At 33.9% G+C, this 17,287-nt stretch carries 11 protein-coding genes; 3 read left to right on the forward strand and 8 right to left on the reverse strand.

Annotation, left to right across the window (positions count from 1 at the left end; genetic code table 11):
- Positions 1 to 476: 476 nt before the first annotated feature.
- The 7 genes from KO521_RS03225 to KO521_RS03255 form a co-directional block, all read right to left on the reverse strand.
- The gene (locus KO521_RS03225) at positions 477 to 3,212 is read right to left on the reverse strand and encodes a toxin-antitoxin system YwqK family antitoxin (protein WP_215938458.1); all 2,736 of its coding nucleotides are present in this window, start codon (positions 3,210 to 3,212) and stop codon (positions 477 to 479) included.
- 5 nt (positions 3,213 to 3,217) lie between these two features.
- Positions 3,218 to 6,067, reverse strand: a complete 2,850-nt coding sequence (locus KO521_RS03230; protein ID WP_215938459.1) for a toxin-antitoxin system YwqK family antitoxin — start codon at positions 6,065 to 6,067, stop codon at positions 3,218 to 3,220.
- Positions 6,057 to 6,830, reverse strand: coding sequence for a DKNYY domain-containing protein (locus KO521_RS03235; protein ID WP_215938460.1), 774 nt, complete (start codon positions 6,828 to 6,830; stop codon positions 6,057 to 6,059). The genes KO521_RS03230 and KO521_RS03235 overlap by 11 nt, the downstream gene beginning before the upstream one ends.
- The gene (locus KO521_RS03240) at positions 6,830 to 7,456 is read right to left on the reverse strand and encodes a DKNYY domain-containing protein (protein WP_215938461.1); all 627 of its coding nucleotides are present in this window, start codon (positions 7,454 to 7,456) and stop codon (positions 6,830 to 6,832) included. The genes KO521_RS03235 and KO521_RS03240 overlap by 1 nt, the downstream gene beginning before the upstream one ends.
- A gap of 4 nt (positions 7,457 to 7,460) precedes the next feature.
- Positions 7,461 to 7,829, reverse strand: a complete 369-nt coding sequence (locus KO521_RS03245; RefSeq protein WP_215938462.1) for a hypothetical protein — start codon at positions 7,827 to 7,829, stop codon at positions 7,461 to 7,463.
- Between the two features lie 98 nt (positions 7,830 to 7,927).
- Complete coding sequence (locus KO521_RS03250; protein WP_215938463.1) at positions 7,928 to 9,121, reverse strand: YCF48-related protein; 1,194 nt, start codon at positions 9,119 to 9,121, stop codon at positions 7,928 to 7,930.
- A gap of 10 nt (positions 9,122 to 9,131) precedes the next feature.
- Positions 9,132 to 9,839, reverse strand: a complete 708-nt coding sequence (locus tag KO521_RS03255) for an NADase-type glycan-binding domain-containing protein (RefSeq protein ID WP_215938464.1) — start codon at positions 9,837 to 9,839, stop codon at positions 9,132 to 9,134.
- 627 nt (positions 9,840 to 10,466) lie between these two features.
- Between KO521_RS03255 and KO521_RS03260 the strand changes: the two genes are divergently transcribed.
- The 3 genes from KO521_RS03260 to KO521_RS03270 all read left to right on the forward strand — a co-directional run bounded on the left by KO521_RS03260 (position 10,467) and on the right by KO521_RS03270 (position 15,521).
- On the forward strand, positions 10,467 to 11,720 hold the full coding sequence (locus KO521_RS03260) for an NRAMP family divalent metal transporter (protein ID WP_215938465.1): 1,254 nt from the start codon (positions 10,467 to 10,469) through the stop codon (positions 11,718 to 11,720).
- 74 nt (positions 11,721 to 11,794) lie between these two features.
- A complete protein-coding gene (locus tag KO521_RS03265; protein WP_215938466.1) occupies positions 11,795 to 12,367 on the forward strand; it encodes a 3-keto-disaccharide hydrolase in 573 nt (190 codons plus the stop codon).
- 679 nt (positions 12,368 to 13,046) lie between these two features.
- Positions 13,047 to 15,521, forward strand: a complete 2,475-nt coding sequence (locus tag KO521_RS03270; RefSeq protein WP_215938467.1) for a DUF1566 domain-containing protein — start codon at positions 13,047 to 13,049, stop codon at positions 15,519 to 15,521.
- 414 nt (positions 15,522 to 15,935) lie between these two features.
- Here the strand turns inward: KO521_RS03270 and KO521_RS03275 are convergent, their stop codons facing one another.
- Positions 15,936 to 17,036: a slipin family protein gene (locus KO521_RS03275; protein ID WP_215938468.1), complete on the reverse strand. Its 1,101-nt coding sequence runs from the start codon at positions 17,034 to 17,036 to the stop codon at positions 15,936 to 15,938.
- Positions 17,037 to 17,287 lie beyond the last annotated feature (251 nt).

A 17,287-nucleotide genomic window follows, 5' to 3' on the forward strand; every position in this document is an offset into this window, starting at 1 on the left:
TCCAATTGAATTTTGCTGTAGCTCATAACCGCAAGAATTTTAAAAGCAAAAGCCTTGTTTCCAAACAATAACCTTTCTCAAGTAGTGTACAAAAATGAGGATGGTGAAATATAGTAAACAATTAACATGGCCTATATTGGTGATGGTGACTACCCAAAAACAGCAACAGTTTCATTTGTTTCCACAGATGGTGGTGACAACGAAACTTACTTGACAACCTTAGCGTATGTAGATGAATAAGAATTATAATTTTTAAATGATAGAAAGCAGCCTACAGGCTGTTTTTTGTTTCTAGTTCAATTAATATAAAATCTTGTGTTCCTCAGGTTAATAGATGTATAGGATAGGGAAGTTCCGGTGGGTATAGATGAGGTGCTTTACAATAGTTCCATTTGTTCAAGAGTTGATTTTTCAGCTTATGACTCAACCCAATAAAATAATAGGAATATTTAGTAACCGCATAATTGGTTTAAAGATTATTTGCCTAATAACTTTAAAAGGGCTTCTTTGGTTAGGCTAGTTTCCCAAGCTAAACGCTCTCCTTTTTCATATTTAAAGTACGTATAGGTTTTACTGTCCTTTGCATAACGAATATGTTCACCATCATAGAAATCATTGTTAAGAATTACACCTGTTGCTAAAAGCTTATTGTCTACATAAGAATACATGGTTACTTCACCATCAACAAACAGCTTTTCTGGGTTAAGGAAGTTTTTGTATGTAAACTGCTTAATATGTTTTAAACTAGGATATGCCTTTAATAATATCCCTTCTTTTTTCAAGGTGATAACTAATTTAGAATCAACTAATGAATAATTGATATCATAGCGCGCTTCATGATAATTAATATCGATTGTAGTTATTTTATTTTTATCATATTCTAGTGTGCCTGCTGATACATTAACATCAGAGTATACTTCAACTTTTGCTTTCGTTTTTTCTTCATTCAAATATGTACTTCTGAACATCACTAAATCTGATTCTCTTTCTGCAACCGTAAATCCGGTATCCGTATAGATAACGGTATTTCGAATTTTTTGATTTAAATCATCTTTTGTTACTATTGTTTTAACAAGTTTTCCGTTTTGGTATTCGTGAAAATGCAACCTATCTTCTGTATGCTCCATAAACCTGCCCTGGTGCGGTCTACCAGATTTATATTGCATAGAATCTACAACTACTAGGGTTTGATAATCGTTAAAACCTACGTATTGCGCTCCAAATATTTCCCCATTCTCATAATGGGTGAATGAGGCTAGTATAGGTTCGAATTTAAAAAAATCACCATTATATGGTTTGCCATTTTTGTACACGCCTTTGGCAATTTCTCCATTTGATTTTTTTAAGTGAGGGTATGATTCGGTTAAAATAATTCCCTTATCGTATTCTGCCTGTCTGCCTATAACTTCTTCGAGCCTTGTTTCAGTGATTTCTTTTTCAATCCCTTGTTTTAGACCGTTTTTGTACGTTGTAAACGTATGGTCATGTATAACGGTACCCTTTATAGGTTTCCCTTTTTTATAGATACAAGTGGTCTTCCTGTCTAAGTCCTTTTCATAGAACTCAATTAATCCATGGCGTTGATTTTTCTTATAAATACCACTAATAGTTAAATCTCGATTATTTTCGTCTTGCTCTAAAAAAACACCTTCTTTAATTCCATTTTTATAGGTGGTAATTTCTTCACTATAAACTACGTAATGAACACCGTTGTACGGTATTTCATTTTTAAATGTTAATGCATAGGTTTTACCTTTTGCAATAATAAATTGTGCGCTAACAATTCCGTTTTCGTAAGTGGTGCTACCAGTAAAAACTAAAGTATCATTTTCATGATCAAAATTGAAATTGTCTATTTTAACAATAAGCCCTTTTTCATAGTGCGTTTTGGTATAGTTGTCACAAACTTGACCCGTGTACGGATTCCCTTTTTTATAAATACATTCGCAAATATCTCCATCTATAAGATTACTTTTGACCTTACCAGTAAGTAAATCATTTTCATATGCTTGTTGTTCTACAACTTCACCTTCGTAGTTATACTGAGTAAACATACCATGTTTTTTTCCATCCTTAAATGAAGAAAAAGACAAGCTGTAGGGATTATAAAAAGTTCCGTTCCAAGGTTTATGGTCCTTGTAGATTCCCTTTGCCACTTCTTTGCCATCTTGCAAGTAATAGGCGCTTTCCCCGTCTTTGTCATTGTTTTTAATATGTTCATATGACTTTACTTGCTCCAAGTTATCAGAATAGAATGAAGTTTGTTTACCATCTAACCTGCCTTCCTTGTAGCTAGAAATTTTACTTTCATAACTATCTACGAATTCACCATCCCAATGTTCTCCATCTTTATTTATTCCTCTAGTGATAGCTTCTTTTTTTCTTGAGTATCCTATTTCCTCACCTTCTAATTTTCCGTTGACATATGTTTTTAAGTTACTGTAGTTAAAGACAGTTCCGTTATAAGGTTGGTCATCTTTATAATCGACTTTTGAAAACAATTTACCATCGTCAGAAAAAGTAGCATACTCACCATTTAATTTTCCATTTTTAAAATGCATATAGTCTTCTAAACCTAAGGCATCATCTTCTTTATTGATGAAAAATGTGGCTAACATTCCGTTTTTTATATTTCCATTTATATATTGATTTTCCCCTATTTTATTTCCTTTTTTATCAAAATATAATGTTATATCAATACTGTCATTCTGTTGTAATTTCTGTTGCGCTAGTTGATTGGAGTCTTCATAAAACATTTGCTGACCAGTACGCTTACCTTCTTTGTAAATGGGTATGTAACCATTAAAACAGCATGGGTGAATAAAAGTACCTTCCCAACCTTCATCATTTCTATATTCGCCCTTGGCTCTTAAAAATCCGTTTTGGGAGTAGACCAATGATTCTCCGTTAAGTTTACCATTAGTGTAATGCCTACTTTCTAAAAGCTGACCATTTTCATGGTACCATTGTATTTTTCCTTGATTAATTTCATCTTCAAGGTTTGACCAATAGCCATCCATCTGAATATTTCCACTTATGAAATAGTCCTTTACATGATACAGATCACCCTCTTTTTCTAGCGGTAACGGTCTAAAAAACGATGCATTAGCTTTTTCGGTTCTATGCCAATCAGCGTCAAAATAGAGCGTGTCTTGTTGTGCCGTTATTTGGATAGTAAAAACTAAAAAGAGTAGGGGGAGTATGCTTTTCATTATAGTTAATGTTTGGTTTTAATTAGTTGTACTAATTGCTGTTTGGTTATATTTTTTTGATCTTCAACCAATTTACCTTTCTTATACAAGTTAAAGTTATAGCTGCCATCTTTGTTTATATTAGTTGTAACACCGTTGTACTCTCTGCCTTCTTTATACATACATGTGGCAATAGGAGTTTCTTCACCATCTAAATAAAAACTTGCCGGACCATCACCAAAATAAAATAGTCGAAGCCAGTCTTGAACATCACTAGGTTTTATAATATGCGCAGGTTTAAGTGTACTTTCAAACTTAATCAGCATATTTTCTAAGTCAAAAACTAGATTTATTTTATTCAAAGAAATACTTTCTATGGTAACGTTTGTGCCATATTCCTTAAATGAAAATGAAGCATTTGAAATTCCTTTTTTTGAAAATGAAAATCTTCCCATTTCATTTCCATTGCCGGTAATAATTGCGGTTCCTGCACTAGAATCGGTATTTATATAAGTTACTTCACTAGAATAATTGGTCGTGTTATTGGAAGGTCGTTCATTAGTAGTTTTATAGCCTTCATTGGTATACCTAACTATTGCATCTGGTTTTTTACTAAGTCCCCATGTAAAAATATTGGTCTGTACTAAATTTCCATTTTCATAAAGGTGTTCTAGGGTATCGCTATGGTATATTTCAAGTAGATTGCCTTGAAATGGTTTTCCGTTTTTATAGCTTACACTATCTAAAACAACCTGCATATTGGATCCCATGGTAGTAAAGTATTCCATGCCCGATTTTTTACCGTTTGCATAATGACTTACAGACTGATAGCTACTTTTGGTTTCTGTATCAGGTAGGTTAATAGCTAGTGTCGTTAAAAAATCTCCTGAAAAAGGCATGTTGTTTTTATAGGTACCTACAAGACTTTTTTTGTCTTTGAAAGGGAGAAAAATAATTTCACTTAGTATCTTTCCATTTTTATATTGAATCACTTTTTCTATTAAATTCTCTTTGAAATTGACCACAGTTTCTTCTCCATTTTTCTTACCTTTTTTATAGCTAGTAAGTGTGTACTTCTCTGGGAAATAGTTTTTGTCGATTTTTTCTAGTGTGGCAAAGCTACCTTCAAACGAAATGCCGTTTTTATAGCTGCCCTCAGCAATTAAATCTTCATTGTAATAGAATTTTCCTTGATGAAGTTTACTGTCTTTATATTCGTAGTTAGCTTTAAATTTCTGAGAGATGTATTCCTCTTTTAATTGTTCGCCTTCGTTGTAGGTGCTGCGGGTATAATTAGTGCCGCCAGAATACTCATAAAATACTCCGGTAAAAGGTTTGTTCTTATTGTACAGTCCTTCTGCTATTAATGTACTTTCTTCAAAGTATTTAATTTGACCATGCAGCTTACCATCTATATAGTTTCTGCTAATACTATCAAAAGGTGAATTGTAGGCTCCATAAGCACGCATAGGAGTTTCTAATCCGTTTTTAAGTCCGTTTTTATAAGATATAATGGTGTCTTTGTAAATTGCAGTACCATCAATTGGTTTTCCATTTTGGTACATACAAAATGTACTTGTCTTACTTTGTAAATTTTCAAATTCTATTTTTCCTTCGTAAACGCCTTGGTTGTAATTACCAGATGCTATATAGCCCTTATATTTCTTACTGATTCGAAAAGGACCTTCTTTTGTACCATTTTTAAAAGTGGTTAGGCTACCCGATATACGATCGTATTCTCGACCAGAATATGCCTTGCCATTTTTATAAATTAGCTCGTATGCTTCTCCGTTTAAGTTGACAAATTTTTTAGTTTTCTCTTTATCTTTAAACAACTGAATTTCTATTTTTTCACCTTCATTTTCCGAATTGCAAGAGGTTAATTTAATCAATTGTCCATCTACATACTCATAAACGTCATAACCTTTGCATTCTTCACCGTTGAAAGGTTTTTGATTTCTATACTCACATTCACATGTTTTGGTTTTAAAAAGCCCTGTACTCATGACTTTACCTGAAATCTTACCATTAACATATTCACGTATGGAAATTATTTTTCCTTGTTCATTAAAGGTGGTGAGCGGACCATGAAAAACGCCTTCTTTATAAGAGGTGATTTTGCGCGTATATTCATTGTAAAATGAACCGTTATATGACATTCCCGCCTTATTTATACCTCTAGCTTTTTCTTTACCGTCTTCGTAATAGGAAATTTCTTCGCCTTCTTTTAAACCATCGCTAATAGCATACTTCTGCTTTTTTTGACTAAAATTTAAATCATAGTATGCTGTGGTGAAACCGTCATTTTTTCCGTCTGTGTACGTGGTTTTTTCTGTTTGTGTATTGGCAAATTCTCCACTAAATCGTTTACCGTTTTTATTGATTCCTCTAGTTGCTATTTTGCCATTTTCAGCATAACTTATTTCTTCGCCATTTAATATACCATTGGCATAGGTTTGTAATAATCGGTAAACGATAAAACTACCTGAATACGGCTTGTTGTTCTTATAGATGCCTTTAGAACTTACCTGGCCTCCTTCTTTATAAATGGTATTTGTACCATCTAATACACCATAATTATATTCTGATTCTATAGATTTTGTGCCGTCTTTAAAGTACCAGGTAATTTTGCCATGCAAGGTCTCTTTTTCCAAATTAGACCAATAGCCATTCATTTGTAGATTACCGTTTATATAAAAGTCTTTTACCTTATATAAATCGCCCTTTTTTTCTAACGGTACAAGGCGAAAAAAGGCAGCATTGCTTTTGTCTGTTTTATTCCATTTCAAATTGAAGTAGAGCGTATCCTTTTGCGCTATAAGGTTGGTAATGCTACAAAAGACAAGTAATAGTAAGAATTGATTTTTAATGTTCATTTGTTACTTCGGTTTTCTTGGTTATTCTGATACTACTACCGTTGCCACTATAAAGATTGTTGTGGTCTTGCGCCTCGAATTTGTATTCGTATTCTTTTACCTCTTCGTAACTTAAAATTTGAAACGAATTATAGTCGGCTTCTTTAATTTTTTCCCTTTTAAAGAATATAGATGTTCCATCTTTAGAAAAATCATTTTTTAAAATGCTAAATGATTTAACATCGGCGTCATCGATTGATTTCCCCTTATAGAATACCTGTTTTTTATCTTTGGCATACTCGCTGTAATCATCACCTAAAACCGAAAAAGAGTTTTTGTCAATACCATGTAAAATGCTGTTAGGGTCAGAAGGATTGTAATATACTTGATTATCATCTACAGCATATTTGTCGTTTAAAAACCTAAAGCTTGGACCATGACTGTTTGGGATAATATTATTGTCATAATACACACCATATTTATCAGCCGTAACGTATCTTTTTATAACCTTAAAGGTAGCTGGGTCTCGTTTAATCAGTTTTTTAGTTTCGTTAAAAACACTCAATTTATCTATGCCGTAATATTTCGTTAATTGCTGAAATGTTTTTGCATCTGCCCCTTCTACAACTTCAATAGAAGTATGCGCTTTTGTGTAGTATTCCTGTCCAAGTCTATAAACGGAATGGTATAGTACTTCATCTCCGCTTATCTCGTAATAGGTTTCGTCAGCATCTGAGCAAGAAGCTAATAATAACACCATTAAAATAAGTTTATATGGTTTCATTAAAATTCTCTTTTTAACCATTTTTCTTTTTCTTTAGACCAAATTCCTAAGCTACCATCATCATGCGTACCACCACCAGATCTATAATAATTGTTTTTGTCTTCGCCATCATAGCCAGAATTGCCTTCAATCATTTTATAGGATTCATAATCAACTTCTTTAACTGGTAGACCTCGATAGAAAATAGATTTGTTGTCTTTTGCTAAGTCATACTTTAAAAGTTGAAAAGAATTTACATCTGTATCTTTCATAATAGCATAATGATGATATACATGATTTTTATCTTTTGAATATCCATTCAAACTATCAAGTATTTTAAATGAAGAGGGGTCGGCTCTTTCAATACTATGCTCATTACAATACACCTGATTTTTATCTTGTGCATAAGAAACAAAACCAGAATTTATGATTTCAAATGTTTCTTTATCAGCCCCTTTTAAAACGGTATAAAAATTAGTGGGAATATAATATACTTGATTATTATCTACAGCATACCCACCATCAAGTAATTTAAAACTTAAACCATCACTATTTGGTATTAGTTTATTTTGAAGATAAACCCCAAATTTATCTATCGTTATAAATTCACTAATAACCTTAAAAGTATGTGGGTCCCTCAGATTCATTTAATTAATCAATTATGTTTATAAGCTTTAGATAAAATGATTCTGTATGAAAAATTTCTAGAATTTCATCCTTGGATGTACCTCTTCCTATTGATTTAACCCTTTTTTTTAAAAACTCAATATTGTACTTATCTAGCTCAATATAATCTGGATTCGTTCTATGTTGGTTTTCAATATAATTTGCTTGATAATTAAGTATCGTTTCTATCTGAAAGAGAGAAAGCTTCTCTTTTAGCTCATCGGAAAGGTTAGCGTAAATCGTTTTTGAAGCTTGTGCGGAATCATAAACAGCAGCTACATATATTTCGTCTTCTGGTATGTTAATAGCATATGTTTCACCACTAACTTCGATATCTTCTATTCTAAAATTCATTTTCTTTTAATTCAGCCGGTTTACGTTTCCCATTCTGCTCAAAGTATTTCCAAATACCTGTTTTTCTTTGTTTTAATGAATAAATAGCGGAATTTTTTTTAGGAATATTTTACTTTATGTTGAATTGCTGTTTTATACAAATTATATCTATCTAAAATAAGCACTTCATTATCTAGAGTTTGAATACCGAATGACTCACCAGTAAATAATACCTCTTCATTATTGGAAGTCAAGAATGGTCTACAATTGGTTCCGTCTATATTGAGTTCGTAAACAAAGGTGTCTCTATAATAATCAGAAGATATACTTGTGGTAATTAAGGCAGATTCTTTAGTGAAAATAATATCAGAAATATTCGCTTTGTACCCATCTCCATCTTTTGGCATATCAATTTTACGCCAATCATTACCGCTATTATCGGTATAGAATAAGTCTCCATTTAAACCACCTATTAACCCAATGTTTTGGTTTAAGAAAGCAATAGAATTGAGGTTTACAAAATCTTCACCGTCCGTCTCAAATAGTAGTTGCCAATTACTACCACCGTCAATACTTTTATAACTTCTGCCAGAAAAAGTCACTACAATAATTTCTTTTTCTGAAAAGGCAACAAAGTCTGAGATTCCTTCAGTTTCTTTTTCTAAGCCCATATGTTCAATAGTAGTCCAGGTTTTGCCAGCATCTACGGTTTTAAGAATAACTGAAATGCTATTCTCTTCTCCACTTATGTACCCAGAGCCTACTATAAAACCAATCTTGTCATTAACAAAACGTGTTTTATAGTATTTGGGAGAAATACGTCCTCTTTTTTCAAATAGTACTTTGGTATTGAATACACTCCAGTTTTTTCCAAAATCTGGAGTAGTGAAAATGTATTCACTATCACCAATTACAAATATGTTATCACCAGAAAATGCTACTGAATAAAACGGATTGCCAAATCTAGAAAATCGATTTTCTAGCCAGGTTTTACCACCATCTTTTGTAATTCTGGTTATTAAACCAGCACCGCCAACAATAATCCCAACATTCTTGTTTTTGAACGCTAAGCCATTATACATATGAAACCCTGTTTCTTCTATATGATGTAAGACAGAAACATTTTGCTTGGTTGTAGCATTTGAAAAACTGGTGTTTTGTTGGGTAATGGTATCTTTTGATATAAACTCATTATCTAGAATTAATTCTACCTTGTTAAAACCTGTTAGTGGCTTTTCTTCTTGGTTGTTTTGCCCTTTGCAGGAGTTTAGAACAACTATAAAAAGGAATATTAAGGATTGTAATATTTTCATTTAAAATTATTTAATACACATCTAAACCATCAAAGTAAATTTCTGTTATAGCGGTGTCCTCATATTTATCGCCTTTATACACACTCATAATCTCAAACCTGATGGTACCTCCGGTTGTTATCTCTTTATTATATGATTTAAATATCTCACCATTCGCATCTTTATAGCTATACCAACTTGTTCCATCTTTATTTAAACCTCTGTATGTTATTTCATAACCAATGGTCGGTATTTTAAAAGTCTGTTCTGCATACACATCTTTCAGATTTAAAATGGCAAATTCTTTATTGTTGACACATACTTTTAATTGCTTTACACGGGAGTTATTTTGCCAAGTAATTTTGTCTTTTACATAACCGTTAGCAATCTTAATGGTTGTAATACGCGGATGTTGCGCAGTAAAGTTAAACTCAACATATTGACCAATTCCATCTCCTTTGACACCTTCTACCCAAGCAGTGGCATAGCTCAAATCACTTATACTAGTTTGATTGTAAATGTTGCCTTTCTGTGTACTTAGAGCAGAGGAAACGCTACAAAATGGTCTTTGTTTATTAAGCTTTTGAATGTTGTAGCTTTCATCTGTCCAATCATTACCGGATACTATACTAAAAGGATCTTTTTTTGCTTGACTAAAGCCTATTTCGTCACATTTGTCTCTAAAAGCATTCCATTGGTTCCGGGTAAAAGTTTCTTTTGGAAATAAGTGTTGGTCCAAAGAATCGCATATAGACCAATAGCTTTGCTTTTCAACAAAATTATAGGGTGCTCCTATTGTGGAATCAAGACTTGGGGGGACTTGACTTTTTGCAGAATAGCTAGTTAAAAAAAATAATAAGACAAAAAGTAAATGTTGTAGAAGCATCTTGCTTTATCTCTCGTTAGGCTGTCTAGTATAAACACTTAATAGCTTTTATATGGAACGGTAATAAAAGCCATTAGGTATAAAACTGCTTGGCAATGGTGTTTTATTTAGCATTAAGCTATATAGATACTTAAAAAAAGTAGTTATATGGGTTGATTTGAATGATTAGGTTTACAGTACACATCTATAACACACAATTGTTTCTTTTAGTTGTATTTATAAAAAAGTATGCTCCTTAATCGTGTCATAAGATAAAATGCGTATTGGTCTCCTGCCGAAAATACCATTTAATACCAATGTTAACATTGGTCAAAGCAAGTTTCAAAATCAAAAAATCAATTTAAAAAATAACTGATCACCATCATAAAAATTACTGTTGTTGATGTGGCTAAAGTTATCACTACTAATATTATAACCAGTGAACTCGGTAAATTTGGTTACATTGTTCTGCAGAAAAACACAACCAACCAACAGCAAAATATGGGAAGAATTAAAAGTATAATAAAAAACCTTGGACCAGGTCTTTTATTTGCGAGTATGGCTATAGGCACATCGCATTTAGTGCTTTCAACAAAGGCAGGTGCCCAATATGGGTGGTTTATGATCATACCTATAATCTTGGCTAACCTTTTAAAATATCCGTTTTTTGAATTTGGTATTCGATACACCAACGTTACGGGCAAAAGTATTATAGAGGGGTATAATGATAGGGGCAGAGGGTATTTATGGCTCTATGCCTTTATTACTTTGGCAACTAGTTTGGCAAGTCCCGCTGCACTTTGTTCTATTACTGCCGGACTCTTTATAAATCTCTTTGGAATAACCACTGTTAGTATTACAACTGTAGCTGTTGGTCTGTTTACTTTTAATAGTATTATCCTGATAATTGGCAAATACAAATTGTTGGAAACCACATTAAAATTTTTAATTCCCATTTTATTTGTCGCCCTATTAAGTACAACGGTGTTGGTTATTAATGCTGGTCCAGTAACTCCAATAGTTGATTTTAAAGCTCCCGAATTATTTGATGAATTTGGAATCTTGTTTCTTATTACGTTAATCGGTTGGATGCCTACAGCTGTGGAAGGTAGCAGTTGGTTAAGTCTTTGGAGTGCAGAAAAATATAGAATAGATAAAAATAAGCCACCTTTAAAAGAAGCCCTTCAAGAATTCAATACGGGATATGTATTGACTGCCGTGCTTGCTATTTTCTTTTTGACTATTGGTTGTATGACGTTGTATGGCTCTGGAACGGAATTAAGTGGAAACGCCGTAACATTTGCTGACCAGGTCATAAGTTTGTTTACAACGCATATTGGCGATTGGGCATACGTTTTGATTGCTGTATCTGCATTTGCCACAATGTATAGTACTTGCCTAACACAACATGATGCTATAGCTAGGGTTAGCGTAGATGTAATTGGATTGATAGTTGGTGAGCATAATAAGTTTACAGAAAAAAAATACTATGCGGCAGGTATAATTATCATATCTGTTACCAGCATTATTGTATTGGTGGCATTGGGTGCAAATATGGGTGTAATTCTTGCTACAGCTACTGTCATTTCATTTGTTTTAGCTCCATTGGTGGGTTATATGAATCTTAGGAATGTAGTAAATACAGATTTCCCTCAGAAATATCAACCTAAAAAAGGGTTACAGTTGTTGACTTATACCGGAATCTTATTCCTTTCACTACTTTCACTTTACTATTGTTGGACGCTCATTTTTTAAAAACAAAAGTTGTCAATAAATCAAACAGACATTTTTTGGATTGATAATACTATTCATTTGGAAATTCACCGGTCATGAGAAATTATAAAGCTTTTCTATTCACACTTCTGATTTTATCTTTTTTGTTGATTTCATGTAACGAAAAACAAGAATTATTTAAAGAGGGCTCTAGTGATTGGTATTCCTATGGAGAAGCCAAATGGTATTTCTCTAATAACGAGTTGATAAGTACAATTAACAAGAAGGAAGGCTATTTATTGACTAAACAAGTATATAAAGATTTCGTGTTTGAAATGGAATTTAAGCCGGATAGCACCATAAATACAGGCGTATTTATTCGATGTAAGAATAATGATTTAAATCCTGCCAATTGTTACGAAGTAAATATTTGGGATTTACATCCGGACAAAGACAATAGCACAGGGTCTATCGTTACCCGTGTAGCACCATTGGAATTTGTTGAAACTATTAACAAGTGGAACACATTAAAAGTAAGGGCTAAGAAGAACAAAATACAGGTCTGGATAAACAACCGGTTAACTGTAGATATGGTAGACGATAATCTTCCGGAAGGTCATATCGGACTTCAGTCTAAAGGAACAGGGGAAATTAGATTTCAAAATTCTACAATTAAAATTTTTAAGTAAGACGAATTTTGGTAGACTAATTAGTTTATTTTGAATTGAATTATAGCATGATTGTTCTGTAGCTCTCCAATAGGTCCTTACGTCATCATTGCCATCACAGCGGAGCAACCCATAGGTTAGGAACAGGAAATGGCGTATGGTGTCAAAGGGTTGCCGCGGTCGTGTCTTCCTTAAAATGGTGTCTTGCAATGCCATTTAGCACACCTCTTTCCATCTATGATTTTCCTCTACTACCTTCATTTATCTTGCTATGGCATCTTCTATTTCTTTACAAGACGATAAACGTTGTAAATAGTTCTAACAGGGACAACGTAAGGCTCAATAATGTGGCCGATGAAAAAAGGTAAATGTTACTGCATATGACCCCAACATATTGCAATGATAACATCTTTTTCTATTTTAAATTAGGTCGACTTCATTCAAAGTAAGAAAAAATTTACATCGGTTAGGGTATCGCAATGGTGCAAGGGAAAAATCAGTAAAATCTTTGTAAAATGTGCGTTTGTATAACATTTTATTAAACCTTTTCATAAAGTGAAATAATTTATTGATTAGTACCCTTTTAGATAATATTTATCCCTATTTTTAACGGCTACGGAGACAACCTCTATAGTTATATCAAAAGTAGTTTTAACCTTAATTTTAATCCAGATTTTACTTACATTTATTTCGTTATAAAATGAATTCATTAAAAAACATCTTTTCAATTTATACCAGCCAAGATAAAGATGTGCTACAGTATTTCTTACTCCATTTACAATCCATAAAAAATAATGTGAACGTAGCTATTTGGAGTGATAATTCCGTTGATGATATAGCGCTGTGGAAATCAGCAGACCTATCTCGGGTAAATGAAGCAGATGTGTTTCCCATTTTATTGAGCAATGCATTTATGAATTCTGAATTTGTCAAAAGTGATGAATTTAAAATGGTGGTAGAGCAATATAAAGTGCATGGGGCTGTAATAATTCCCATAATTCTTGATGATTGCTCTTGGGACGTCACTTTTACCTTTGATCATTATGATTTTAATTTTAATGAACTACAGGTATTTCACAAAACTGAAAATCCAATAAATAACGGAAATCCAACAGACATAGTTTTTACACAGGTTTCGTATTACATTATGGGTTTGCTCAATTCATTAACAAAAAAGAGTGTTCTAACAACGCCTATCGGTGCTGAGGAACAAAAGGAGTCGAGTTTGGTAAGTGAAGGGCAAATAGCATTTGATTTTTTTGAAGAAAGTGTTGCTGAGAATAAAGACGAGAATAAGATAAAAAATAACAAAGAAGCAGAGGTAAAAGAGCGGGTTGAAGAAGAGAATAAACTGCTTGAGGAGACAGAGGTTCGTGAGCAGATTATAAAGGAGAAATGGTTAAGGCAAAAAGCGGAAAACGAAAGAAAAATAGAGAAGGAGGCCGAGGCTAGGAGAGCAGTAGTTCAAGAAGAAATCCGCGAAAGAGAATTTATAAAGGCACGTATAGCAATAGGACAAAAAAGACAGGGCCAAGTTGCCGAATCACTAAGCGAGTCAACTTGGGAAAAAGGGTATGTTGAAACAGTTACTACACAAAGAATACCGAATAGAAAAAATAGCCTTGCTAAATATAATTATCGATTCAATAATAAGAATACGATTGAGGCCCGAAGTATAGTTCCCGAAAGAAAACGGGTTATTAAAGAGCCAATAGTCCAATTAAAAGTAAAGAAGAAATTAGAGGAGAAGGTTGGGGAAACAACAATAAATCCAGTTAGAGAAACACAACCCAAAAAAGAATTGGAGGATGTAGTAGCGGTAGAACAAACAGCCACTAGAAAAACTGATCTTGCAAAATATAATTATCGCTTTGATAATAAAAGAGAGGTAGAGACTTTAGCAGTAGAAAAAGAAAAATCGGACAAAGAAGAAACAAAGACCCAAATAAAAGTAGAGAGAAAAAAACGTCCTATATTCCTTAAGGTCTTAGAAGAAACAGAATGGAAAAAGAATCTTGGAGAAAAAGTTTCCTCGCTGATAATAGTTGCGAAAGAAAGTATTAAAAAATATAAGCACCTATTAGACCAAAAAATGGATGCTTGGGGTAAACAAGTCGTATCAGAAGAAAGATTGGACAAAGATGAATCAAAGCCCCAAATAAAAACAAAAGGAGAAAAACGCCCTTCAGCATTCAAGGCTTTAGGAGCAACGCAGTGGAAAAATAAATTTGGAGAAAGAGCTACATCATTTAAAACAGCTGCAAAAGAAAACCTTGCAAAATATAAAAACCTGTTGGTTGAAAAATTAAAGGTAAAAGCCAAAAGAGTTGTTTCGGAAGAAGAATCGGACCGCGAAGAACCAAAGTCGCAATTGGCGGTAGAGGAGAAAAAACGGACTATTCTAACAAAAAGATTACGCGCGGCTAAATTGAATATGAAGCTTAGTGAAAGTACTGCTGTACTTAAGAAAGCAGTTAAGAAGTATTCTAGCAGCATCCAAGATTCCCAGGTAAAAAATATAGCCGCAATTAATAAATTCTATAAAAAATCTAAGAAGAAAATTAGTACCGATAAAAAGACAAGAGTTCGTTCTGGGGTTTTAGTCGGGGCCCTTGTTGTTTTTATAGTATTAGCTTACATATTTATAGGAGATTCTGAAAAACAACCCTCTACTACATTGTCGGAAATTGAGGAAGTAGCTATAGAAACGGAAGTAGTTGCCGATGCTACTGTTAAGACTAAGAATATTCAAGAGAATAGCATTGAGAGTAGTAAAGAAAATAGCGCAGCAGCTACCCTAAAACTTGATATTGGAGATACGTATAAAGGAGGTGTCATCTTTTCTGTTGACTCATCTAACAAAACGGGTAAAATCGCTTACGTGGAGGACAAAGGTCCAATGGCATGGAAAGACGCTATGAATATTCACGAACAATTAGGTGAAGGCTGGCGATTGCCCGAACTAGATGAATTACGTCTCCTTTATAAGACTATAGGGCCGGGTGCTGATAACCAAGGCAACTTTGTAGCTGAGTTGTATTGGAGCGCCACACCATTTGATAAGCATCAAGCGCGTCTTGTTAAATTCAGCGATGGTAATGCTTCGTATCACTATAACAGTTCAGGAACGCATCGAAAATTTCGAGTCCGTGCTATTCGAGATTTCAAGCGATAGTTTTTGACCAATCTTGTTGATGACATTATCCCGGTGCCCGTGTGTATTGAAAATTTTAGGGTGTCCAGCAGCTTTTTCTTGGTTTATTTGTACTGGTTACTTCCCGATACAATAAGTGCTACTCATAGTGAGCATAGGGGGTAGGGGAGTTTGAGGTACAAATGAGGTACACTACAATGGTTTCCTTTGACTGGATGTTGGTTGATAATCCCTGTTTATAACTTTCAAAAGGTTAAATAAAAAAATTATGGAAGAACCAACAATCTGAACACTTGGTATTAATACGCAAAAACTATTTTACGAATTAATATTAGGTCAAAAAAAGGACAAAGTTTAATTTGACGACTTTTTGTTAATGCCTTAGAATCGTTCAATAAAAAATGCGCCAACTCTCGCTGACGCATTCTAACCAACTTACTTATTGACGGAGAAAATCTCTTTCAATTGTTTCACAACACCTCCGTTTCCAGAGACCGTGATTTCACCGATTCTCTCGGCGATTTTTTCAACGTATTCCATTTCCTTCAGCTTGAAGAGCATTTCGTTGTCTTCCATCAGTTTTGCGGTGTTCAGCAAACTTCTGGTCGACGCCGATTCTTCACGTCGGGTAATGATATTCGCTTGAGCTCTTTTTTGAGCCACCAAAACTTGGTTCATGATATCTTTCATTTCACCAGGCAAGATTACATCACGGATACCGCAGCTCAAAACTTCAACACCCAATTGGGTAGCGGCTGTCTTGATATCGCCAAACACAGCTTCCGCGATGCTTTCTTTACGCTCTAGAAGTTCATCTAGCGTATAGGTGCCGATATACGCACGTAATACCAATTGCATAGCGATATACAATTGCTTCTCGTAGTCTTTGCTTCCTAGTAAGGCCTTTTCGATATCTATAACTTTATACTGTGTATAGAAGTTGATACGAATAGCAGCCTTGTCTTTAGTCAACAGTTCTTGACCAGAAATCTCCAATTGCAATTGACGCATATCTGCCTTGGCAATTTTGATGGAGATGTCATTTTTCCAGAAATGGTATGCACCACTTTCGAGAGTCTTGACATAAACATCATCAACCAAAAGAACAGCTTTTTCATATGCTGCAACTTCTAAAACACGAACATAAGGACGCAATAGTGTATGACCCAACATTGCTTTGCTGATAGTCTCAGTGATATAGATTTTACTCAAATCAGCCATCACGAACTCATACTTTAGCAAGCTTTTCCAAAAGGCATACTTACCAGCTGTCAAGACCTGCTTCAAGTTTCCGTTTTCAGAAACTAAAGCCAGTTCAGCATCTTTAACTTCGATAATATGCAACATCGCTTCCAAACTTTGGTCCTGTAGCAAGATTTCTAATGCTATAGGAGCAACAAAGGCTTTGGTAAGGTCATAAATCATAACCGCATTTCTAAAACCTACCCAATGTGTACCTTGGGTAATTACTTTTTGGTAATCGCCTCTTTTGAAGACCAAACCTACTTTTCCTGCATTAATTCTTACTCTTTTCATTACTTAAAATTTGTGTCCGCCAGTCTAGTGACGGACGAACGAGTTAAACTATTATCATGTATTACTATTTGTTCTATTTAAAAAAAACAGCAGGTGCATATCATCTTTCTGATACGGAAATACTGGTTTTTGATACTTGTTACAATTCGTTTTATAGCATGCGTCCGATTGTGCTACTAATAATATTGTTATCAGTTTTCCAGAAGGAAGGATGACCAAAAAAGGATTTGCCTTTCACATCAAAAAATCAC

The sequence above is a fragment of the Zobellia uliginosa genome, from assembly GCF_018860745.1.
Taxonomy (GTDB): domain Bacteria; phylum Bacteroidota; class Bacteroidia; order Flavobacteriales; family Flavobacteriaceae; genus Zobellia; species Zobellia uliginosa_B.

Coding starts and splice junctions, on each gene's coding strand:
- KO521_RS03225 (WP_215938458.1), bottom strand. CDS start 3,212: ATGAAAAGCATACTCCCCCTACTCTTTTTAGTTTTTACTATCCAAATA.
- KO521_RS03230 (WP_215938459.1), bottom strand. CDS start 6,067: ATGAACATTAAAAATCAATTCTTACTATTACTTGTCTTTTGTAGCATT.
- KO521_RS03235 (WP_215938460.1), bottom strand. CDS start 6,830: ATGAAACCATATAAACTTATTTTAATGGTGTTATTATTAGCTTCTTGC.
- KO521_RS03240 (WP_215938461.1), bottom strand. CDS start 7,456: ATGAATCTGAGGGACCCACATACTTTTAAGGTTATTAGTGAATTTATA.
- KO521_RS03245 (WP_215938462.1), bottom strand. CDS start 7,829: ATGAATTTTAGAATAGAAGATATCGAAGTTAGTGGTGAAACATATGCT.
- KO521_RS03250 (WP_215938463.1), bottom strand. CDS start 9,121: ATGAAAATATTACAATCCTTAATATTCCTTTTTATAGTTGTTCTAAAC.
- KO521_RS03260 (WP_215938465.1), top strand. CDS start 10,467: ATGGGAAGAATTAAAAGTATAATAAAAAACCTTGGACCAGGTCTTTTA.
- KO521_RS03265 (WP_215938466.1), top strand. CDS start 11,795: ATGAGAAATTATAAAGCTTTTCTATTCACACTTCTGATTTTATCTTTT.
- KO521_RS03270 (WP_215938467.1), top strand. CDS start 13,047: ATGAATTCATTAAAAAACATCTTTTCAATTTATACCAGCCAAGATAAA.
- KO521_RS03275 (WP_215938468.1), bottom strand. CDS start 17,036: ATGAAAAGAGTAAGAATTAATGCAGGAAAAGTAGGTTTGGTCTTCAAA.